The sequence below is a fragment of the Celeribacter sp. genome (genome assembly GCF_048266405.1).
Lineage (GTDB): Bacteria > Pseudomonadota > Alphaproteobacteria > Rhodobacterales > Rhodobacteraceae > Celeribacter.
Genome location: NZ_JBLWZO010000001.1, coordinates 859,084 through 878,903, shown reverse-complemented (window position 1 = coordinate 878,903; position 19,820 = coordinate 859,084). Strand labels below are relative to the sequence as shown.

Below are 19,820 nucleotides of genomic sequence, written 5' to 3'. Positions count from 1 at the left end.
GTGAGCCAATGGGGTTAGGCTTGCACGGGGACGGCGCAGAGGGAAGGCCTTACATCAGGCTGTTAAGAAGCCACCATCCGCCTGTGAAGTGCGTGCAAAGAATGAACGCATAAGCGGCCATGACCAAGAGGGCTTGGTTCGGGGTGAGCATCTGGATTTTGTCGCGCCGTTTATGCAGAAGGCTTTGGAGGCCCGCCCCCGTCAGCACAAACATGGCGATGGACCCGTCTTTGAGCGCGGCAGAGAAGAACGCCGCTGTCATAAAGACCGTGATGAGCGTGCCCATGCGGGGCCAGAAGGCCTCGGAAATGGCGCGCACCACATGCCCGCCGCCGAAGGGCAGGAAGGGCAGTAGCATGATAAAGTTGAAAGCGCCGAGCATGATTGCGGTGGCGCGGAACACATTTGCTGCGGCAGGAGCGGATGCGGCGAAGGTGTGGAAGAGGGCAAAGCACAGCACCATCGGCACAATGGAGAGCGCGGGGGCATAAAGCGCCACGTAGCTTTCCTCAAGGGCGGTATTGAACCGTTGATCCGAGCGGGGCGCTGCAAAATAGGGCAGGGGAACGAGACGCACACGGGCGACCTCATGGCCGACAAAACGACAGGCCAGTGCGGCACTGATCTCATGCAGCAGCACGGCAAAAATGAAGGCAAAGCCCATGAGGGGCGATGTTGCTGCGGCAACCAGAGAGGTAATGCCAAATCCGACAACAACGCTCACGCCATCAAATCCCGAAGGTTGGATGCGTCCGCTTTGCGCTGTGACCCCTTTGAGCAAGGGAAGCGCGAAGACGCCCAAGGCCAGAGCGAGCATCAAAAATGACATATAGAGTTCCCAGACTTTGCGTGGTTGGTATTCGGTCAGATTTGCGGTCAAAATATGGCGAGAATGTGGCGGCGCCATAGTTAACCGTCGAGCATTAGTCCTAAAAACGGAGAGTTTCGAATTGGTTAACAAAACAAAATCCGCAACAGCGAGAGGGCCGCTTTCAGGGCTGGATCAGGCCGTCGCAAAACCCACATTTGATCGGGTTTTGTAAGGGGCGTTGAGCAAAGAAAAGCCCCGCATCCGAGCGAGGCTTTGCAAGGTCGTTTTAAGGCCGCTCCGCGCGTCTTACAGGTTTTCTTCCTGCGGCATCCCGAGGACGTGGAACCCGCCATCAACGCGGATGATCTCGCCCGTCGTATAGGCTCCGCCATCGGAGTTGAGGTAGACGGCTGTTGCGCCCACAGATTCTAACGTTGCATTGGAGCGCAGCGGAGCGTTTTCCGTGGTGTGGCGATAGGTTTTGCGCGCACCGCCGATGGCCGCCCCCGCGAGGGTTTTCATCGGGCCAGGCGAGATCGCATTGACGCGGATGCCTTCGGGGCCGAGGTCATTGGCGAGGTAGCGCACTGAGGCCTCCAACGCCGCCTTGGCCACGCCCATGATGTTGTAGTTTGGTGTGACGCGGTTTGAGCCGCCATAGGTCAGCGTGATCAGCGAGCCACCGTCGGGCATCATCTCTGCGGCGCGTTTGGCCACGTCGATAAAGGAGTGGCACGAGATGTGCAGGGAGTTTTTGAAGTTCTCCACGGAGGTGTCGCGAAAGCGTCCCGTCAGCTCGGCTTTGTCCGAAAACGCGATGGCGTGGACGACGAAATCGAGCGTGCCCCATTTGTCCTTGAGCGCCGCAAAGGCCGCGTCCATTTGCTCGGGGTTGGTCACATCCACGTCGACCATCGTGTCCGACCCAACGCTCTCGGCAAGGGGTTGAAGCCGTTTGCCGAAGGCCTCGCCTTGATAGGTAAAGGCCAATTCCGCGCCCGCTTCGGCACAGGATTTTGCGATCCCCCAAGCGATGGAGCGTTCATTGGCGACCCCCATAATGAGACCGCGTTTGCCTTTGAGAAGATCGGACATGGTTCAAACCCTTTTTGTGTTGGAGGGTAATTGACCGTTTAAACGGAAAAGGTCAAGTTTTTGGAGTAGACGACCCACTTTGCAGCTCTCAAAGAAAACGGCCGCGCTCTTGCAAGCGCGGCCGTCTGAGCATTCTCGCAAAACAAGATCAGTCGCGATACTTCGACAGAAGCATAGAGCCGTTCGTGCCGCCAAAGCCGAAGCTGTTGGTCATCACCGTGTCCAACCCTGCGTTGTCGACGCGGGTGGTGGCGATCTCGTTTGGATTAATGGCAGGGTCGAGAGTTTCGACGTTGATCGACGGTGCGATGAAGTCGTTCTCAAGCATCAGCAAGCAATAGGCAGCTTCTTGTGCGCCTGTGGCCCCTTGGGAGTGGCCTGTCATCGACTTGGTGGAAGAGATCAGCGGGGTGCTGCCTTCACCAAAGACACGGCGGACGGCCTCGACTTCGCCGACATCGCCCACAGGTGTGGAGGTGCCGTGCGCGTTGATGTAGCCGACCTTGCGGTCCTCGCTGAGTGTGGACAGGGCCACACGCATCGCGCGCTCGCCGCCCTCACCAGACGGTGCGACCATGTCGGCCCCATCGGATGTGGCGCCGTAGCCCGTGACTTCGGCGTAGATTTTCGCGCCGCGAGCAATCGCGTGGGACAACTCCTCAAGCACGAGGATCGCGCCGCCGCCACTAATGACGAAGCCGTCACGGTCGGCATCAAAGGCACGCGAAGCTTTCTCGGGCGTGTCGTTGAATTTGGACGACATCGCGCCCATGGCATCGAACAGGCACGACAGGGTCCAGTCCAGTTCCTCGCCGCCGCCTGCGAACATCACGTCTTGCTTGCCCATCATGATCTGCTCGGAGGCAGACCCGATGCAGTGCAGGGACGTCGAACAGGCGGAGGTGATGGAGTAGTTGATGCCTTTGATCTGATAGGCGGTCGCCAAGTTGGCGGAGATGGTCGAGCCCATGCACTTCGGCACCGCGAACGGCCCGATGCGTTTGGTTGCCCCAGAGGACAGCGCGGTTTGGTGTGCGGCGAACATGGCGGAGGTCGACGGACCACCAGAGCCCGCGATCAGACCCGTGCGCGGGTTGATGATATCGCTTTCCTCAAGGCCAGAATCCGTGATCGCCTGTTGCATGGCGATATAGGCATAGGCAGCGCCTGGCCCCATGAAACGCAGGGCGCGTTTGTCGACGTGATCCTTGATGTCGAGTTTCACATTGCCCGCAATCTGACTGCGGAAGCCGTGCTCGATCATATCTTCGTTGGCGGTGATGCCCGATTTGCCTGCTTTGAGCGAGGCGAGAACTTCTTCGGCATTGTTACCGATGGAGGAAACAACCCCCAAACCTGTGACGACGACGCGACGCATTGCGTGCTCCTTTTATTGCTTGGGTTCGTTGTACGGCAGGGGGGGAGGGGCGTGCAAGGGGGAGGGTGGTGCGAATGATGATAGAACGTAAGTCCCAATGACTACAGGGACGCAATCTTAAGAGCCATTGTTTTTGCCCTAATCTGTACTCACTTCGCCCATTCCAAAAAATTGTTGCGCCAAAATGCCAAAGCGTCTTCGTGCAGCGATGAATATGGTAATAGGGTTAGAGTTTTATCGGATATCACGGAATAATCTAAGGCCTCGATAATTGCGTTATCCGTCAATAATTCAATGAGGTTTACGATCATCTCGGCGAATGTAATCAAGTCTCTGATGGGAGCATATTCGTCGCGCTCCCCTTGTATAAAATTTTTGTCGGAGTGGGCGGCGACTTCGTCGCGAAATTCTTTGATTGTTTTGGAATATGGCCTAGAATCTGTGTTGAATTTTCTAAAGGCGTTATGAATCTTCGTTTTTGTTTCGGCACTTTCTACAGGGTTAAGCCCGTCTAAAAGGAAGTTTTTTAACTGCTTCACGTTGTGGCTGTGCTGCGTATCTTCAATTGTTTTCGTGCAAAACAGGACAAGTGTATCCGTTGTCGTGTCGAGTCTTCTAATCGCTACGCGTCCAATCGGGTTTTCGAGTGGATTGGAAAGGTCAGACTTATTTTCTTGCTTGCAGCATAACTAGCTCGCGTTTCCTCGAACGCTCTTATGAACGCTATGTCTGCCAAAGCGTTGTTAGCTTGAAGAACCCAAAACTCTAATACTTTGAGCTGGTAATGGTTTTCCATTGCCTCGTCCGTTTAGATTGTTTCTTAATGAACATATCTGCTCCCGCACAACTGATCACGTCAAGCAAACAAAAAACGGCGAGGCCCATGCCCCGCCGCTTCAATCTCTCATAACCAAAATAGGCCGTGCGCTTTCGCACTTAGCTCTCGCTAAGCGCCACTTTCATGTCCTTGACCTCATAGGCCAGTTCGCCGTCGATCTTCACGATCCCGTCGGCCACGCCCATCGTCAGGCGGCGGGTTTGGACGGCTTTGGTGAAGTCGATCTCATAGGTCAGCAGTTTCGCCTCTGGGCGCACCATGGCTTTGAGTTTGATTTCTCCGACGCCAAGCGCATAGCCGCGACCGGTCCAGCCGCGCCAGCCGAGGTTGAAGCCGGTGAGCTGCCACAGGCCGTCAAGACCCAGACAGCCGGGCATGATCGGGTTGCCGGGGAAGTGGCATTCGAAGAACCACAGATCTGGCGTAATGTCGAACTCGGCGCGGACATGGCCTTTGCCATGTGCGCCACCGTCGGCGGAGATGTCGGTGATACGGTCCATCATCAACATCGGTGGGGCGGGGAGTTGGGCGTTGCCCTCTCCGAACAGCTCGCCACGGGCGCATTTCAGAAGGTCGTCTTTGTCAAAGCTCGTTGGATAATCGGCCATTGAGGCGTGCCTTTTCTGTCGGTCTTTATAGGTTCCGACCCGTTTATCATTCCCTTTAGGGACCGCGCAAGGGCGCAACATTCAATGTGTCGCGGTGTGGGATTTGGGAATCTCATTGAAAAAGGGCGGTAAAAGACCCTATATTGAGCTTCAGAGTGAAGGAACCTGCGCCAACATGAAACAGATGACCGAGATTCAGACACGACGCGGTGAAGCGTGGCTGTCCACAGCCAATGTGCGCCCGACACGGCAGCGCGTGGCCTTGGCGAGCCTCTTGGTCGGGGATGGGCATGATCGTCATGTGACCGCCGAAAGCCTTTATGCGGCTGTGTGTGATGCGGGTGAAAAGGTGTCGCTTGCAACGGTTTACAACACGCTTCGGGCGTTTTGTTCTGCGGGCCTGATGCAAGAGGTCACGGTTGACGGGACGCGGTCCTATTTTGATACCAACATGGCAGATCACCCGCATTTCTTTTGGGAATCCTCGGGTGAGTTGACCGATGCCCCTGCCGAAGAGCTTGAAATTTCCCGCCTTCCAGAGCCGCCCGCAGGGATGGAAATTGCCTCGGTTGATGTGGTGATCCGCCTGCGCGCCAAATCCAGCTGACCCGTTTTTGTGTATATGCCGCAACTGTGGCAAGCCTTGGCTTGGGCGGGGCCGCATGGGCGCAGGGTGCTGTTCCGTTGCTTTTTGTCGATGCCCCAAGCCCGACGACATTTTCGATCTCCTTTACCGACCGACAGTTCAATGCCGATGAGGTCTGGTTCGTTACGGGGACGTGTCGCGACACGCCCACCCCCGCGCCGATCTATGTCACGCCGTTGGAACTGGACGCGGAACTCAAAGTGTTCTTGTCGCGCTATCGGTTCTCTGCTGTGCGTAGCGTTTGTGTCGTGAACCAAGAGGATGCGCCGCCCGCGTTTTGGGCGGCTTACGAGAAAACACGGGAGAAAAAGTGATGGCTGTGTTTCAGGGCGAGGATGGTCAGGTCCGCTGCGCATGGTGTGCTGCGCATCCCGAATACATTCGTTACCACGACGAGGAATGGGGCTACCCCGTTACCGACGACGTGCGCCTGTTCGAGAAGATCTGCCTTGAAGGGTTTCAGTCGGGCTTGTCGTGGTGGACCATCTTGCAAAAACGCGAGAATTTTCGCGCCGCTTTTGCCGGGTTTGATATCCATGAGGTCGCGGCGTTTGATGATGCCGATGTGGCGCGTCTTGTGCAGGATGCGGGGATTGTCCGCCATCGTGGCAAGATTGCTGCGGCGATCAACAATGCGGCCCGTGCCATTGATCTAACCGCCGAATATGGTTCGCTCGCCGCTTATTTCTGGTCGTTCGAGCCAAGTGCGGAGCGGCAAGAGCGCGAAAAGGGCGGGGAGATGTTTGTGGCCACGACCGAGACTTCGGTTCGCCTGTCCAAAGACCTCAAGAAACGTGGGTGGAAATTCGTGGGGCCGACGACTTGCTATGCCTTTATGCAAGCGATGGGTATGGTGAATGACCACATGCCGACCTGCGCCAGTCATGCAAAATCGGAGCGCGCCCGCGCGGCACTCATCCGTCCGAAACCTGTTTAGCGCGCGAGGTGTTCGGCCAGTCCGCGCAGCCATGTGCGGATGGCTGTGGCGGTGCCATTGGCGTCAAACCGGCTAAGGCTTTCCCGTGTCCAAGTGCTGTCCAATGCGGCAAGCCACGCTTCGCGCTCGGCGGATTTCTCATTGGGGAGGGGCAGGGTCTTTGCCGCGCGTAACAGTTGGCGCAACTCCTGAATGTCACGCATGGTGCGAAAGGCGTCTATCATCGGGGCGGTGAGTTTGGGCACCTCGCGCCATGATTGCCCGAACATGGCCGTCACGCGCTGCCCCGCGCCTAAGCATTCATAGGTCACGCAGCCTTTATAGCCGCGCGTCTCCAAATCGTTATGAATCGCGCATTGGTGCTGTGTCAGATGTTTACAGGCCTCGCCTGCGTCTTTGTCGTGGGCAAAGCGCTCCCCTTTGTCGAAGGCAAAGGCGAGACAACATAGGGCGGCGCAATTGGCACAGTCTGAGGTGAAATCAGCAGAACTCATGCGAGCGTTTTCCTCTCCCGTGTCAGGACTGTCAAAGGAAAAGGCGGTCCGCATTTCTGCGCACCGCCTCTTTTTGTTTTCGTTTCACGGGCCAGAGCCTTAGGCGACGATCTCGACAACTTCGATATCAAAGGTCAGGTCTTCGCCAGCCAGACGGTGGTTCGCGTCCAGAACAACTTCATCGTCAGAGATGCTGACGACAGTGACAGGGATCACTTGACCTTCGGGTGATTGCATCTGAAGTTGCAGACCGACCTCAAGTGGGATCTCGGCAGGGATTTGTGCGCGGGGTACGGCTTGCTGTGCTTCGTCGTGGCGTGGGCCGTAGGCCTCATGTGCTTCAGCGACGATGGTTTTCTTTTCACCGACACTCATGCCAGGAAGGTGTTTGTCCATGCCGGGAATGATTTGACCAGAGCCGACTTCGAACTCAAGTGGGTCGCGACCCTGCGAGCTGTCGAACACAGTCCCGTCTTTAAGGGTGCCTGTGTAGTGGATGCGAACTTTGTCGCCGGATTTAACTTCGCTCATATTGAATTCTTTCGTGCCGAAGTGGATTTTGAGGATGCCCTTCGGCAGTCCCTCTGCGAGTGCGGGACAAGATAGGGGCTGAAGCTATGATGTAAAGGCGTGAGGAGGGAAAGCTGTTAACGGCTGCCAAAACGTCACGGAGTTTGAGGCGCGGGCGGGCAGATGATCCTTAGCGGTCCTATAGGCCGTCGCGTTAGAACCACTGCCCAGGTTCGATGAGACCAAGCGACAAAAGCTGTTGGCTGTTCCATTTGAACTCGGTTGAATTGTGCCACATGAAGGTGTCGATGTCGAAGGTCGACCCCGCGTTGGCTTTGAGCGCTTTGGCTGTGCGGAACGATCCGACGGCTGCGGTGATGTTGTTATGCCACGGGCAGGCGTAGGTGTTGTATTCTTCGTCGTTGAACAGATGAGCCTCGGAGAGTTTCAGGCCCTTCTTTGCCTTGAAAATCGAAATGCGATCTATGCGGCGGCGGCTTGGTTCAACGTGTTCCTCGAAACGCCACCGCAAGCCCCCAAAGAAATCGAGCTGTCGTTCTTTTGGGCCTGCGTTGCCACTGCGGCCCAAGGCGTAGTACCCCGAGCGATCCAAGTGGGCGTCTTCCAAGGAAACGGCGCTCGGGCACTCCCAAAGATTGCCTGCGTAGAGATCAATCACATAGGTCAGCATCGAGTCGCGGCGTTCCTCGGTGTGAAAGGTCAGCAGGTCGTTGATGGTGCGGGTCTCGCAAAACGGGAAAAAGAGGTATTCCGCATTGTAGCAGTAGTAGAACCAAATCCCAGGCGCGGCGGCGATCAGCGCGTTGACTGCATGTGTGAGCATGCCCGGGGCGCGGGTGTTGTAACGGATGCGCACAATTTTGGTCACAATCCCCTTTGGCACATCAATTTCGTCGGGCGCGAACAGGATGACGGTTTTGAAGCCTTGAGCGAGGTGGTGGCGCAGGGTGGAGGCCACTTCGACATCATCCTCAGCAAAGATCAGCGCTACAGGCCCTTTGGCAAGGCTGTCTTTGCCGTCTTTCAGGAAGATATCTAGGCTCTCGTAACGCATTGGTACTCCGACTCACATGGAACTGAGTGTCCACGATTGCGGTAAAAAGGCCATGAAGATTAGGGGATTGCAAGCAAACGGGAAACAATCTCGGTCCTGTGTGTTGAGGTGGGGCTGAATGGTCGCACTCTTGCGCTGTGGTTGCGGGGTGTGGCTGGCATCGGCGTTTTTGAGGCGCGTTGGCGGGGGAACGGCAAAACCCGTTTGCTCCAAAACCACCCCTGCTGTAGAGAGACGCCTTGAATTCCTCATGAAACGCGGACGCAAAGCCATGGCCGAGACCAAAAAGCTCTTCATCAAAACCTACGGGTGTCAGATGAATGTTTACGACAGCGAACGCATGGCCGAAAGCCTTGGCGGATCAGGCTATACTGAAGTGTCGTCGCCCGAAGAGGCGGATATGATCCTGCTCAATACCTGCCATATTCGCGAAAAGGCCGCTGAAAAGGTTTATTCCGAATTGGGGCGGATGAAAGAGCTCAAGATCGCTAATCCAGACCTCAAAATCGGTGTTGCGGGCTGTGTTGCTCAGGCCGAGGGTGAAGAGATCATGCGCCGCCAGCCAGCGGTCGATCTGGTCGTGGGGCCGCAAAGCTATCACCGTCTTCCCGATTTGGAGGCCAAAGCGCGCAAAGGGATCAAAGCCCTCGATACGGATTTTCCTGAGGAAGACAAATTCGAGATGCTCAAGGCACGGCCAAAGGTCAAACGCGCCCCCGCTGCCTTCCTCACGGTGCAAGAGGGTTGTGATAAATTCTGTGCTTTTTGCGTAGTGCCTTATACGCGCGGTGCCGAGGTGTCGCGTCCCGTGGATCGCATCTTGCGCGAGGCCGAGGATCTGGTGGACCGTGGCGTGCGTGAGATCACGCTCTTGGGCCAGAACGTCAACGCCTATCACGGCACGGGCGAGGGCGGCACATGGGGGCTTGCGCGGCTCATTCGCCGCTTGGCCGAGGTTGATGGCTTGGAGCGCATTCGCTTTACCACGTCTCACCCCAACGATATGGAAGACGACCTGATCGCTGCGCATGGTGATTGTGACAAATTGATGCCTTACCTGCACTTGCCCGTGCAGTCGGGATCGGATCGCATCCTAAAGGCGATGAACCGTAAACATACGGCGCAAGATTATCTGCGTCTCATGGAACGCATCCGCGAGGCGCGACCCGATATCGCCTTGTCAGGTGATTTTATTGTCGGATTTCCGGGCGAAACGGATCAGGATTTCGAGGACACGATGAGCCTTGTTCGTGAGGTCGGTTACGCCTCCGCTTATTCGTTTAAATATTCCCCCCGTCCAGGAACCCCCGCCGCCGAGAAGGGCGACAAAATGGTGGATGAGGATGTGGCAACCGAGCGGCTTTACCGCCTGCAGGGCCTCATCACAGAACAGCAAAAAGCGTTTCAAAACGAAATGGTCGGTCGTGAGGTCTCTGTGTTGTTTGAACGCAAAGGACGTGAAGCGGGCCAAATGGTTGGAAAGTCCGAATATCTTCACGCGGTACATGTCACCGATGACGTGGAGATTGGCGAGATCAAACGGGTGAGAATCGTGGAGAGTGGAACAAATTCTCTGGGCGGCGTTCTGGTTTCTTGACCTAAAGTCAGGAGGCAATGCCACCCAACACGCCCTTAATGGCAACAATTACCCCATTCCATGGCGAAAGTTTCCACACTAAACACAATATATAGTAAAAGTTTCTTCACAAGCCCACGGAATTTGCTATCCTTCGCCAGTAATGGGTGATCATTTTTTTGTCGCGTGGGTTCGCGGGTCAAAAAGATGACAGCAACAATGAATTTGTGGGGGGCAGCCAGCCGTGTTGAACCAGTATATTAAAAAAGGCATCGCCATAGCAGCAATTGCAGGCATGACCTTCTCAGCGACAGCAGCTTCGGCTCAAATGATTTCGGGGACCGTCAACGGCGAGCGTTATGCGCCGACGATCTGGATTGATCCCGATGGATGCGAGCACTGGGTTATGGACGATGGTGTTGAGGGCTATATGGACCTCAAAGTGAACCGCCAAGGTCTTCCGACCTGTCACCCGGTTCAGTCTTGCGCAGTGATGAACTCTGATCAGTTGTTTGCGACGGACAAATACACCATTTCCGCGGCTGGGCGTCAGCGTCTCGCGGAATTTTTCTCGAAGGCAAATGCACGCGCCTACATCATCATTGGTCACACCGATAGCCGTGCCTCTGACGAGTATAACATGCGCCTGAGCTATAACCGTGCAAATGCGGTTGCCAAGGTTGCCAAGCAAACGGGCGCGCGTATCGCGGACGTTCGTGGCTACGGGGAGCGGATGCCAAAAGCGTCCAATGGCACCGCAGCAGGCATGCGCGAAAACCGCCGTGTCGAAATTATCTGTATCAAGTGAGGAGAGCTCCGATGAAACTACTCAAAGGCATGGCGCTTCTCGCCGTTATTGGTTCCCTTTCAGCTTGTGAAGGCGGCGGCATTGGCGTCGGTAGCAAGCAAGACAAAACTGTCGACCGTGGATTTGACAACAAGCACCTGAGCCAGTTGGTTGCGGGGATTTGGGTTGATCCAATCGGGTGTGACCATTGGATCATCGATGATGGTGTCGAGGGTTACCTGTCCCCACGCGTGGACAAATACGGCAAGCCTGTTTGCTCCGGTATTGCACCACCAAATACGGCTGTTGGACCGTATAAGGACGGCTCGACCTTCGCTGACTCGATTTAAGATCGCAGTTAAGTCCATACCTCAGTTAAATAGAGGCCTCCGCATTAGGCGGGGGCCTTTTCTTTGCGCGGCGATGGCGCGTTTGTGAGCAGATCATATGACGTTTTTGCAAAGTTGGCGTGTCGGCCCTTGCGTTGCCTCTCATCCCTTGGCACCATCGACGTAATATCCCTTTCGGACACGGAGAACCATTTGGGCACGAGCGCATTGACCCCCCCGAACACACAAGTCGGCGCCCACGAGACGCTGTTGGAGTTTAACGATAATCGTCTGCTGATTGATTTGTGTGGCGCATTTGATCGCAACCTCGCCCAAATTGAACAACAGTTAGAAGTCCAGATTGTCCGACGGGGCAATGTCTTGGTCGTGATGGGGGCCGTGCCCGCACGGGAGCAGGCCACATCAACGTTGCAAGAGCTTTACGCCAAACTTGAAGTGGGTCGCGAAATCGACGCGGGTGGCATCGACGGTATGATCCGTATGGGGGAGGGCGGCTCTGACACTGATCAATCGGGCAACCAGATCGAGATGTTCAAAGGTGGACCGGTCGAGATCAAAACCCGCAAGAAAATGGTCGAACCCCGCACGGCGGGACAAAAGGCTTATGTGCAAAGCCTGTTCGACAATGAGATGGCCTTTGGCATCGGACCTGCGGGGACGGGTAAAACCTATCTCGCTGTGGCGGTGGGTGTGAATATGCTCATCAATGGCAAGGTCGATAAAATCATCCTGTCTCGCCCTGCGGTCGAGGCAGGTGAACGGCTTGGCTTCTTGCCCGGTGATATGGGCGAAAAGGTCGATCCTTATATGCAGCCGCTTTATGACGCGCTCAATGATTTCATCCCGCCCAAACAGCTCGCTCGCATGCGCGAAGACAAGACCATCGAGATCGCGCCGTTGGCCTTTATGCGCGGGCGAACATTGAGCCGCGCCTTTGTGGTGCTTGATGAGGCGCAGAACGCGACGACCATGCAGATGAAGATGTTCCTGACCCGTATGGGCGAGGGGTCGCGTATGGTGATCACAGGCGACCGTTCGCAGGTTGACCTCCCACGCGGGCAAACCTCGGGGCTGCGTGATGCCGAGCGTATTCTCGCAGGGGTCAAGAAAATCTCGTTCAATTACTTCACCGCCAAAGACGTGGTACGCCACCCGCTCGTGGCTGCGATCATTGAGGCCTATGAGGCCGCCGACGAGGGGTAGAGCCGCGACGAGGGCGGACTAGGCACGCGGCGTGATCATGTATAAAGCAACGTGAGCAGCGTATTATGAGAGCGACACCACAGCGTGACAGTTGACGTATTGATAGAAGATGCCCGTTGGAAGACGGTGGACATTGAGGCCTTGGCCCTCGCCGCCGAGCGTGCAACCCTCACGTATCTTGGTCTGGATCCCGAGGTTTGCGAAGGATCGGTTCTGGCCTGTGATGACGCAAAGATCAAAGAGTTGAACACGCAGTTTCGCGAAAAGGACAAGGCGACGAATGTGCTGTCTTGGCCCGCAGCCGAGCGTGCGACCCCAAATGCGCGCCCGCCATTGCCCGAACCCGACTTTGATGGCGCGGTGGAGCTTGGTGATATCGCGATTTCCTTTGACACTTGCGCCCGCGAAGCAGAGGAGACGGGCACGCCATTTGCGGATCACGTAACCCATCTCATCGTTCATGGACTGTTACATGTGTTGGGATATGATCACATCACGGACGCAGATGCGGATATAATGGAGTCCACAGAGACAGAGATACTTGAATCTTTGGGGGTTGCGGACCCATATTAGGGGCCAGCCCGCGTAATTGGGCAAGAAATGTTGGAAAGGGAATATGGGCGACACAGAGCCTGGGTCTTCTACGGCAGCGCAGAGCGCGCCAACGGAACCATCACAGAATTTAACTGAGCCGCAAAAAACGTCGGGATTTTTAACCCGCATTTTTTCGGGCTTTTCGTCCACCCCGTCTCAAGAGACAGAGCCAACGGTGTCAAACACGGCCCCTGCACAGGTGGAGCGTGCGCGGTTGGGCATGCTCAACCTGCGTCACATGCGGGTGGATGACGTCATGGTGCCAAAGGCCGATATCGTGGCGGTCCCTTCAGATATCAAGAAAGACGATCTGGTGGCCAAGTTCCGCGAAAGCGGCAACACGCGGTTACCTGTCTATAAGGGCACGCTTGATACCCCTATCGGTCTTATCCACCTCAAAGACTTCGCACTCATTCACGGCTTTAACGGCAATGGCGGACGGTTCAACCTGTCCAAAATGATCCGCCCGCTGTTATTTGCGCCGCCATCCATGCCCATCGGCGTGTTGTTGCAAAAGATGCAAAATGACCGTCGTCATATGGCTTTGGTCATCGACGAATACGGAGGCGTGGACGGCTTGGTGACGCTTGAGGATCTGGTGGAGCAGGTCATTGGCGAGATTGAGGACGAACATGACATTGAAGAAGATGTATTCTGGACCCAGACGGGACCGGGTGCATTTATCGCGCAGGCCAAGGCCCCGCTCGACGAGTTCGAGCAAGCGGCGGGCATGAGCTTTACCGATGATGTCGATGATGAAGAAATCGATACCATTGGTGGCTTGGTGTTCTTGTTGTCGGGGCGGGTTCCTGCGCGGGGGGAAATGATCCCGCACCCATCGGGGGCAGAGTTCGAGATTGTTGATGCCGATCCGCGCCGCATCAAGCGTGTGCGCGTGCGTTTGCCTCAAGCCGCGCAAACTGGCAGCGCTTAGGCCTGTCATGCCGCGCCTGACCCGTTTTTTGTCACATCCGTTGTTCGCCGTTTGTGCGGGAGGTGTGGCGGCGTTGGGGCTGGCGCCATTCGGGCTTTGGCCTCTTTCTCTATTGGCCTTCGCCGTTGCTGTCTGGATATGGAAAGACAGCCCCACACCGCGCGGCGCTGCGGTGCGCGGGTGGGCGTTCGGGTTTGGCTATTTCGTCGTTGCCCTGTCGTGGTTGGTGAATCCGTTTATGGTAGAGCCGCTCAAAACGGCATGGATGATCCCCTTTGCGCTGTTTTTCATGTGTGGTGGATTGGCGCTGTTGTGGGCACTTGCCTTCTTTGCATCCAAGCGGTTCGGGCTGGGGTCTATGGGATTTGTGGCGCTGTGGGCCTTGGTCGAGTTCGGGCGCGGGTATCTGTTCACGGGGTTCCCGTGGGCGCTTCCGGCTTATATCTGGCTCGATACGCCGCCCGCGCATCTGGCCGCATGGGTCGGTCCATATGGGCTTACGACGCTCACGCTTTTAGTTTCGGCTCTTTTGGCTCGCGCTGCCGTGTTGCGCACACTTGTGGCGCGATTGTCGGCGGTTGCGGTTCTGGCGGTTCTGTTCGGAACTGGCGCATGGATCGCAGCCCGTCCAATGGCTGCCGACAGCGCGGCGATGGTGCGAGTTGTTCAGCCCAACGCCCCACAAGCGCTTAAATGGGACCCGCGTTACATTCCGATCTTCTTTGATCGTGCTTTGGAGATGTCCGACCCTGAGGGGGCCGATTTGGTCATTTGGCCTGAGACCGCGATTGCTCCGATCCTTGACGGGGCGCAAGCAGAGTTGCGTGCTATCAATGACCGTGTTGCACCTGCTCAAACGGTTGCAGGTGTGCGGCGCATCGACGGCTATCGCGCCTATAACTCGGCGGTGGTGATTAATCCGCAGGGTGAGGTCGGTCAGGTTTATGATAAGCATCATCTCGTGCCGTTTGGCGAATACATCCCATTTCCGCGCCTTCTTTCGGCGCTCGGATTTTCCACCTTTACGTCGGAGGAGGGCTATGGCTTTTCTGCGGGGGAGGGGCCTGCCTTGATGGACTTCGGCCCGCTTGGCATGGCGCTTCCGCTGATCTGCTATGAGGCAATTTTCCCGCGCGATCTACGCGGCACTGCGCGGCCCGATTGGCTTCTGCACCTGACCAATGATGCGTGGTTCGGGACATTTTCTGGCCCGCAACAAAGCCTCGCCCAGTCGCGGTTTCGCGCCATAGAGACGGGTCTGCCGATGGTGCGCGCTGCCAACACGGGGATCTCCGCGGTGATCGACGCGCACGGCGAAATCCGCGGTTCTATCCCTCTTGGACAGGCAGGAGCCTTTACCGCAGCGCTACCGGTGGCCTCGCCACCAACGGTCTATGCGCGCACCAAAGAGTTGCCATTTCTACTCTTGATTGTGATGTTGTTTCTACTAGCTGCAACAAACTGTTGGCGGCGTAAGGGTCGGGAAACCGATTGACGCGGTGTCGGCGTAGCTATATCGCCTTTTAATTATTGGCTCTCACAACGGCTTCCTGACGTGAGAGCGACAAACAATGGAGCACGTCCCCTATGTCTCGCAAAGACTACGTTTTCACTTCGGAATCCGTTTCCGAGGGCCATCCCGATAAAGTATGTGACCGCATTTCCGACGCCGTTCTCGACGCGTTCCTCGCTGAGGAACCCGAGGCCCGTGTGGCTGCCGAAACCTTTGCCACCACCAATAGCGTCGTTATCGGCGGTGAAGTGGGGCTGAGCGACAAGGGTAAATTGACCGAATATATGGGCAGTATCGACGCCATCGTGCGCGATTGCGTCCGTGACATCGGCTATGAGCAGGATAAATTCCACTGGAAGACCCTCAAAGTCACCAACCTGTTGCACGAACAATCCGCGCATATCGCGCAGGGTGTCGACGCCAGCGGTGAAAAAGACGAAGGGGCGGGCGACCAAGGGATCATGTTTGGTTATGCCACCAATGAGACCGAAGCACTGATGCCTGCGCCGCTCCAGTACGCGCATGCGATTCTGCGTCGCTTGGCGGAGGTGCGCAAAAATGGCACCGAGCCACGTCTTGGCCCCGATGCGAAATCCCAGCTTTCCGTGAAATATGTGGATGGGAAGCCTGTGGGGATTTCGTCCTTGGTGCTGTCCACGCAGCACCTTGATGAAAGCATGACAAGCGCGGATGTCCGCGACTTGGTCGCGCCCTATATCACCGAGGTGCTTCCAGACGGATGGCTCACAGACGAGACCGTGTGGCACGTTAACCCAACGGGGAAATTCGTCATCGGCGGCCCCGATGGTGACGCAGGCCTCACGGGGCGCAAGATCATCGTGGACACCTATGGTGGCGCGGCCCCGCATGGCGGCGGTGCATTCTCGGGCAAAGACCCGACCAAAGTGGATCGCTCGGCAGCCTATGCCGCACGCTATCTGGCCAAAAACGTGGTGGCCGCAGGTCTGGCCGATAAATGTACGATCCAGTTGAGCTATGCGATTGGTGTCTCGGCGCCACTGTCGATCTATGCCGATCTGCATGGCACGGGCGACATTAAACCCGCACTGATCGAAGCGGCGATTCCCAAAGTGATGGACCTCACGCCACGTGGCATTCGAACCCATCTTGATCTCAACAAGCCGATCTACCAACGCACGGCGGCTTACGGTCACTTCGGACGAGCACCCGAGGCGGATGGCGGCTTCTCATGGGAGCGCACCGATCTGGTCGACGCGCTGACAAAGGCCGTCTAACGGGGCCTTGCCCATTGGACGTGGATTTGCGAAAAGCCCCGCTAATTAAACGCGCCTCACTGCGGTGTTGATCCTCAACGCAGCGTGGGGCGCGCTCCATGATGTGATGTGTCGGGGTTGCGCAAATGCGCTCGTTGTCCCGTCATGTCGAAACGCTTGAGCGGGGCTTTTGATGTCTGACGAAACCAAACATAAATCCGGATCTCCGTGGCGCAATTTCTATGGGCGTATTCATGGCAAGACGCTCAACAAAGCGCAAAAGGTCTATCTTGCTGAAGACCTGCCGCGCGTGTCTCCTGGTCCTGTATCGTGGGAGGAAAACCCCGAGCGCACCAAACTCGACATGGAAAAGAGGTTTCATGGCAAGCCTGTCTGGCTTGAAGTCGGTTTCGGTGGCGGCGAGCATCTTGTGCATATGGCGCAGCTTTACCCCGACGTCGAGATTATCGGTTGCGAGCCCTACGTGAATGGTGTGGCGATGTGCTTGAGCCGGATGCGCCGCGAGGGTGGCGTCGACAATATCGCGATCCATGCAGGCGATGTGCGCGATTTGTTTGACGTACTGCCCGATGCGTCGATTGAAAAGGCGTTTCTCAACTACCCCGATCCGTGGCCCAAAGCCCGTCACCATCGTCGCCGCTTTGTGACGCCAGAACACCTCGGCCCGCTGCATCGCGTGTTGAAGGCGGGCTCCGAGTTCCGCGTTGCGACTGACATTCCCGACTATGTGCGCCAAACAATGGAAGAGGTGCCAAAGGCGGGGTTTGAATGGCTTGGTGCGCATCCCGAGGATTGGGATACGCCGCCGCATGATTGGCTCTCAACGCGCTATGAACAAAAGGCGCTGCGCGAAGGTCGCACACCGCATTACATGAGCTTTCGGCGTATCTAAGGGGCACCGCTTTTGCGGGCTGCTTGAGAAATGCGCGCCCGCTAAAGTCACGCATGGACCCCCTTGAGCGGTTGCGCTATCAGTTTGGCGACAAAACGAGGAGTTCCCATGTCCGCTCACGGCAATCCCATCCCGATGACCTCCCGCAAATGCGGTCCGCTGTCTGGCACCGCTGCGGTTCCCGGTGACAAATCCATCTCGCATCGTGCGCTGATTTTTGGCGCGATGGCCGTTGGTGAGACAAAGATCACGGGGCTTTTGGAGGGAGAGGACGTGTTGGACACGGGCAAAGCCATGCAAGCCTTGGGTGCGCAAGTGATCCGCCACGGTGAGGGCTCATGGTCGGTGCATGGCGTTGGTGTTGGCGGGTTCTCCGAGCCTGAACAAGTGATCGACTGCGGCAATTCCGGCACGGGTGTGCGTCTCATCATGGGGCTTGTGAGTACCTATGATTTTGCTACGACCTTTACGGGTGACGGCTCCTTGCGCAAACGCCCAATGGCGCGGATCACCGATCCTTTGGCGCTGTTTGGGGCGAAGTCCTATGGTCGTTCTGGCGGGCGTTTGCCGCTGACTATTGTCGGCACCGCAAATCCCGTTCCCGTGACTTATGAGACGCCGATGCCATCCGCGCAGGTCAAAACCGCCGTCTTGTTTGCAGGGTTGAATACACCCGGTGAAACCGTGGTAATCGAGAAAGAAGCCACCCGCGACCACACAGAGCGGATGCTCAAGGGATTTGGTGCGGACATCACCACCGAGACCACGCCAGAGGGCTACAACAAAATCACTCTGAAAGGTCAGCCAGAGCTTCAGCCCCAAGAGGTCGCCGTGCCGCGCGATCCGTCTTCGGCGGCGTTTCCTGTCTGTGCTGCGCTGATCGTCGAAGGCTCAAACATTCTCGTTCCCGGGGTGAGCCAGAACACCACGCGTAACGGCATCTACACCACGCTTGTGGAAATGGGCGCGGACATCACGTTCGAGAACCCGCGCACCGAGGGCGGGGAACCTGTTGCTGACCTGCGCGTGAAGTATTCCAAACTCAAAGGTGTCGAGGTGCCGCCCGAACGGGCTGCGTCGATGATCGACGAATATCCCGTGTTGTCCGTGGTTGCCGCTTACGCTGAAGGGACCACGACCATGCGCGGGGTCAAGGAACTGCGGGTCAAGGAAAGCGACCGCATCGACGCGATGGCGCGAGGCCTTGAGGCTTGTGGCGTCGAGATTGAAGAGGACGAAGATACCTTTATCGTTCACGGGCGCGGACCGAATGGTGTGACGGGTGGAGCCACCTGCGCCACGCACATCGACCACCGTATCGCTATGGCGTTTCTTGTGTGCGGTATGGCCAGTCAAAAGCCCGTCTCCATTGACGATGGATCGCCAATTGCGACGTCTTTCCCAGTCTTTGAAAAGCTGATGTCGGGACTGGGTGCACAGGTTACGCGCGCGAACAGATGACGATTTTACGGCGCCACTAGGCAGCGGTGCCGTAAATTTTCACGACCACACTTGCAAAGTGGGGCTTGCTCTTGATCTGTCTCTTGGTCATGTTTGTCCTCCAAGTAAGGAAAAAAGCATGAGTTTTTGCGTCGCAATTGATGGACCCGCCGCCGCAGGCAAAGGCACTGTGTCCAAAGCTGTCTCCAAGCATTTCGGGTTTCCCTACCTCGATACGGGGTTGTTGTATCGCGCAACGGGGGCGAAGACCTTTGAGGGGCTTACCCCATTGGAAGCGGCGGAAAGCCTGACTACGGCCGATTTGGAACGCGACGATTTGCGTTCGGGTGATGCGGGGCAGGCGGCGAGTCGCGTTGCGGCTCTGCCCGAGGTGCGCAGCGCCTTGGTTGATTTTCAACAGGCCTTTGCCCGACGCGAGGGCGGTGCGGTTCTGGACGGGCGCGATATCGGCACGGTGATTTGTCCCGACGCCGAAGTGAAGCTCTATATCACCGCCTCTGATGAAGTGCGTGCGCAGCGCCGCTATGCCGAATTGGTGGCGAAAGGCGAAAACGTGACAGAGGAGGAGGTGCTGGCCGATTTGCGCGAACGCGACGAGCGTGATAGCGCCCGCGCCACGGCGCCGCTTAAACCCGCCGAGGATGCCACGGTGATAGATACCTCCGAGATGTCTATCGACGAGGCTGTGGCCAAGGTCATTGCCTTGATTGAGGCTGCGCAACAGGCACAATAGGTTTGTGCGAAAATTTGGGTCAGTGATATTTAGTCGATATTTTGGTGCAAAAATGCGCCACCCTTGTGCAGCGATGATATGAAGATCCGTAACTGATTGAAAAAGTTATATTTTGTAGAAAGTTGCCTC

At 56.7% G+C, this 19,820-nt stretch carries 22 protein-coding genes and 1 riboswitch; of the genes, 14 read left to right on the top strand and 8 right to left on the bottom strand.

The window, feature by feature from the left end; translation table 11 throughout:
• Positions 1-49: 49 nt before the first annotated feature.
• The 5 genes from ACN0TS_RS04410 to fabA all read right to left on the bottom strand — a co-directional run bounded on the left by ACN0TS_RS04410 (position 50) and on the right by fabA (position 4,730).
• On the bottom strand, positions 50-829 hold the full coding sequence (locus ACN0TS_RS04410; RefSeq protein WP_417258089.1) for a hypothetical protein: 780 nt from the start codon (positions 827-829) through the stop codon (positions 50-52).
• Positions 830-1,117: 288 nt separating this feature from the next.
• The gene (locus ACN0TS_RS04405; RefSeq protein ID WP_417258088.1) at positions 1,118-1,906 is read right to left on the bottom strand and encodes an enoyl-ACP reductase FabI; all 789 of its coding nucleotides are present in this window, start codon (positions 1,904-1,906) and stop codon (positions 1,118-1,120) included.
• A gap of 148 nt (positions 1,907-2,054) precedes the next feature.
• Positions 2,055-3,284 (bottom strand): beta-ketoacyl-ACP synthase I, encoded by a 1,230-nt coding sequence (gene fabB / locus ACN0TS_RS04400; protein WP_417258087.1) that lies wholly within the window; start codon positions 3,282-3,284, stop codon positions 2,055-2,057.
• 149 nt (positions 3,285-3,433) lie between these two features.
• On the bottom strand, positions 3,434-3,919 hold the full coding sequence (locus ACN0TS_RS04395) for a hypothetical protein (protein ID WP_417258186.1): 486 nt from the start codon (positions 3,917-3,919) through the stop codon (positions 3,434-3,436).
• A gap of 301 nt (positions 3,920-4,220) precedes the next feature.
• On the bottom strand, positions 4,221-4,730 hold the full coding sequence (fabA, locus tag ACN0TS_RS04390) for a bifunctional 3-hydroxydecanoyl-ACP dehydratase/trans-2-decenoyl-ACP isomerase (protein ID WP_417258086.1): 510 nt from the start codon (positions 4,728-4,730) through the stop codon (positions 4,221-4,223).
• A 184-nt stretch (positions 4,731-4,914) separates the two neighbouring features.
• Between fabA and irrA the strand changes: the two genes are divergently transcribed.
• The 3 genes from irrA to ACN0TS_RS04375 are packed head-to-tail and all read left to right on the top strand — an operon-like array spanning position 4,915 to position 6,313.
• Positions 4,915-5,337, top strand: coding sequence for an iron response transcriptional regulator IrrA (gene irrA, locus ACN0TS_RS04385; protein ID WP_417258185.1), 423 nt, complete (start codon positions 4,915-4,917; stop codon positions 5,335-5,337).
• Positions 5,338-5,363: 26 nt separating this feature from the next.
• Entirely contained in the window at positions 5,364-5,690 is a 327-nt protein-coding gene (locus tag ACN0TS_RS04380; RefSeq protein ID WP_417258085.1) for a hypothetical protein, read from the top strand.
• Positions 5,687-6,313, top strand: coding sequence for a DNA-3-methyladenine glycosylase I (locus ACN0TS_RS04375; protein ID WP_417258084.1), 627 nt, complete (start codon positions 5,687-5,689; stop codon positions 6,311-6,313). Before ACN0TS_RS04380 ends, ACN0TS_RS04375 begins: the two co-directional genes overlap by 4 nt.
• Here ACN0TS_RS04375 and ACN0TS_RS04370 read toward each other — a convergent pair.
• The 3 genes from ACN0TS_RS04370 to ACN0TS_RS04360 all read right to left on the bottom strand — a co-directional run bounded on the left by ACN0TS_RS04370 (position 6,310) and on the right by ACN0TS_RS04360 (position 8,392).
• A complete protein-coding gene (locus tag ACN0TS_RS04370; protein ID WP_417258083.1) occupies positions 6,310-6,807 on the bottom strand; it encodes a hypothetical protein in 498 nt (165 codons plus the stop codon). The genes ACN0TS_RS04375 and ACN0TS_RS04370 overlap by 4 nt on opposite strands.
• A gap of 99 nt (positions 6,808-6,906) precedes the next feature.
• Positions 6,907-7,338, bottom strand: coding sequence for an FKBP-type peptidyl-prolyl cis-trans isomerase (locus ACN0TS_RS04365; RefSeq protein ID WP_417258082.1), 432 nt, complete (start codon positions 7,336-7,338; stop codon positions 6,907-6,909).
• Between the two features lie 193 nt (positions 7,339-7,531).
• Entirely contained in the window at positions 7,532-8,392 is an 861-nt protein-coding gene (locus ACN0TS_RS04360; RefSeq protein WP_417258081.1) for a glycosyltransferase family 2 protein, read from the bottom strand.
• 271 nt (positions 8,393-8,663) lie between these two features.
• Between ACN0TS_RS04360 and miaB the strand changes: the two genes are divergently transcribed.
• The 11 genes from miaB to ACN0TS_RS04305 all read left to right on the top strand — a co-directional run bounded on the left by miaB (position 8,664) and on the right by ACN0TS_RS04305 (position 19,691).
• On the top strand, positions 8,664-9,989 hold the full coding sequence (gene miaB, locus ACN0TS_RS04355; RefSeq protein ID WP_417258080.1) for a tRNA (N6-isopentenyl adenosine(37)-C2)-methylthiotransferase MiaB: 1,326 nt from the start codon (positions 8,664-8,666) through the stop codon (positions 9,987-9,989).
• Positions 9,990-10,263: 274 nt separating this feature from the next.
• A complete protein-coding gene (locus tag ACN0TS_RS04350) occupies positions 10,264-10,776 on the top strand; it encodes an OmpA family protein (protein WP_417258184.1) in 513 nt (170 codons plus the stop codon).
• An 11-nt stretch (positions 10,777-10,787) separates the two neighbouring features.
• Positions 10,788-11,105, top strand: coding sequence for a hypothetical protein (locus tag ACN0TS_RS04345; protein WP_417258079.1), 318 nt, complete (start codon positions 10,788-10,790; stop codon positions 11,103-11,105).
• A 192-nt stretch (positions 11,106-11,297) separates the two neighbouring features.
• Positions 11,298-12,308, top strand: a complete 1,011-nt coding sequence (locus tag ACN0TS_RS04340; RefSeq protein WP_417258078.1) for a PhoH family protein — start codon at positions 11,298-11,300, stop codon at positions 12,306-12,308.
• 84 nt (positions 12,309-12,392) lie between these two features.
• Positions 12,393-12,881 carry an rRNA maturation RNase YbeY gene (ybeY, locus tag ACN0TS_RS04335; protein WP_417258077.1) on the top strand — a complete coding sequence of 163 codons (489 nt, stop codon included), beginning with the start codon at positions 12,393-12,395 and terminating at the stop codon, positions 12,879-12,881.
• Between the two features lie 43 nt (positions 12,882-12,924).
• Complete coding sequence (locus ACN0TS_RS04330) at positions 12,925-13,836, top strand: transporter associated domain-containing protein (protein ID WP_417258076.1); 912 nt, start codon at positions 12,925-12,927, stop codon at positions 13,834-13,836.
• Positions 13,837-13,843: 7 nt separating this feature from the next.
• Positions 13,844-15,331 (top strand): apolipoprotein N-acyltransferase, encoded by a 1,488-nt coding sequence (gene lnt, locus ACN0TS_RS04325; protein WP_417258075.1) that lies wholly within the window; start codon positions 13,844-13,846, stop codon positions 15,329-15,331.
• A gap of 36 nt (positions 15,332-15,367) precedes the next feature.
• Positions 15,368-15,415, top strand: a riboswitch (SAM-SAH riboswitch).
• Between the two features lie 8 nt (positions 15,416-15,423).
• Positions 15,424-16,605, top strand: coding sequence for a methionine adenosyltransferase (gene metK / locus ACN0TS_RS04320; RefSeq protein WP_417258074.1), 1,182 nt, complete (start codon positions 15,424-15,426; stop codon positions 16,603-16,605).
• Between the two features lie 172 nt (positions 16,606-16,777).
• Positions 16,778-17,497, top strand: a complete 720-nt coding sequence (trmB, locus tag ACN0TS_RS04315) for a tRNA (guanine(46)-N(7))-methyltransferase TrmB (RefSeq protein ID WP_417258073.1) — start codon at positions 16,778-16,780, stop codon at positions 17,495-17,497.
• A gap of 108 nt (positions 17,498-17,605) precedes the next feature.
• On the top strand, positions 17,606-18,958 hold the full coding sequence (gene aroA / locus ACN0TS_RS04310; RefSeq protein ID WP_417258072.1) for a 3-phosphoshikimate 1-carboxyvinyltransferase: 1,353 nt from the start codon (positions 17,606-17,608) through the stop codon (positions 18,956-18,958).
• 118 nt (positions 18,959-19,076) lie between these two features.
• Positions 19,077-19,691 (top strand): (d)CMP kinase, encoded by a 615-nt coding sequence (locus ACN0TS_RS04305; RefSeq protein WP_417258071.1) that lies wholly within the window; start codon positions 19,077-19,079, stop codon positions 19,689-19,691.
• Positions 19,692-19,820 lie beyond the last annotated feature (129 nt).

Excerpts from the sequence above, each read along its gene's own strand:
- ACN0TS_RS04410 (WP_417258089.1), bottom strand. The coding sequence starts at position 829 with ATGTCATTTTTGATGCTCGCTCTGGCCTTGGGCGTCTTCGCGCTTCCC.
- metK (WP_417258074.1), top strand. The coding sequence starts at position 15,424 with ATGTCTCGCAAAGACTACGTTTTCACTTCGGAATCCGTTTCCGAGGGC.
- ACN0TS_RS04360 (WP_417258081.1), bottom strand. The coding sequence starts at position 8,392 with ATGCGTTACGAGAGCCTAGATATCTTCCTGAAAGACGGCAAAGACAGC.
- fabA (WP_417258086.1), bottom strand. The coding sequence starts at position 4,730 with ATGGCCGATTATCCAACGAGCTTTGACAAAGACGACCTTCTGAAATGC.
- miaB (WP_417258080.1), top strand. The coding sequence starts at position 8,664 with ATGGCCGAGACCAAAAAGCTCTTCATCAAAACCTACGGGTGTCAGATG.
- ACN0TS_RS04405 (WP_417258088.1), bottom strand. The coding sequence starts at position 1,906 with ATGTCCGATCTTCTCAAAGGCAAACGCGGTCTCATTATGGGGGTCGCC.
- ACN0TS_RS04350 (WP_417258184.1), top strand. The coding sequence starts at position 10,264 with ATGACCTTCTCAGCGACAGCAGCTTCGGCTCAAATGATTTCGGGGACC.
- ACN0TS_RS04370 (WP_417258083.1), bottom strand. The coding sequence starts at position 6,807 with ATGAGTTCTGCTGATTTCACCTCAGACTGTGCCAATTGCGCCGCCCTA.
- aroA (WP_417258072.1), top strand. The coding sequence starts at position 17,606 with ATGTCCGCTCACGGCAATCCCATCCCGATGACCTCCCGCAAATGCGGT.
- ACN0TS_RS04330 (WP_417258076.1), top strand. The coding sequence starts at position 12,925 with ATGGGCGACACAGAGCCTGGGTCTTCTACGGCAGCGCAGAGCGCGCCA.
- fabB (WP_417258087.1), bottom strand. The coding sequence starts at position 3,284 with ATGCGTCGCGTCGTCGTCACAGGTTTGGGGGTTGTTTCCTCCATCGGT.
- ACN0TS_RS04305 (WP_417258071.1), top strand. The coding sequence starts at position 19,077 with ATGAGTTTTTGCGTCGCAATTGATGGACCCGCCGCCGCAGGCAAAGGC.
- trmB (WP_417258073.1), top strand. The coding sequence starts at position 16,778 with ATGTCTGACGAAACCAAACATAAATCCGGATCTCCGTGGCGCAATTTC.
- ACN0TS_RS04365 (WP_417258082.1), bottom strand. The coding sequence starts at position 7,338 with ATGAGCGAAGTTAAATCCGGCGACAAAGTTCGCATCCACTACACAGGC.
- irrA (WP_417258185.1), top strand. The coding sequence starts at position 4,915 with ATGACCGAGATTCAGACACGACGCGGTGAAGCGTGGCTGTCCACAGCC.
- lnt (WP_417258075.1), top strand. The coding sequence starts at position 13,844 with ATGCCGCGCCTGACCCGTTTTTTGTCACATCCGTTGTTCGCCGTTTGT.
- ACN0TS_RS04345 (WP_417258079.1), top strand. The coding sequence starts at position 10,788 with ATGAAACTACTCAAAGGCATGGCGCTTCTCGCCGTTATTGGTTCCCTT.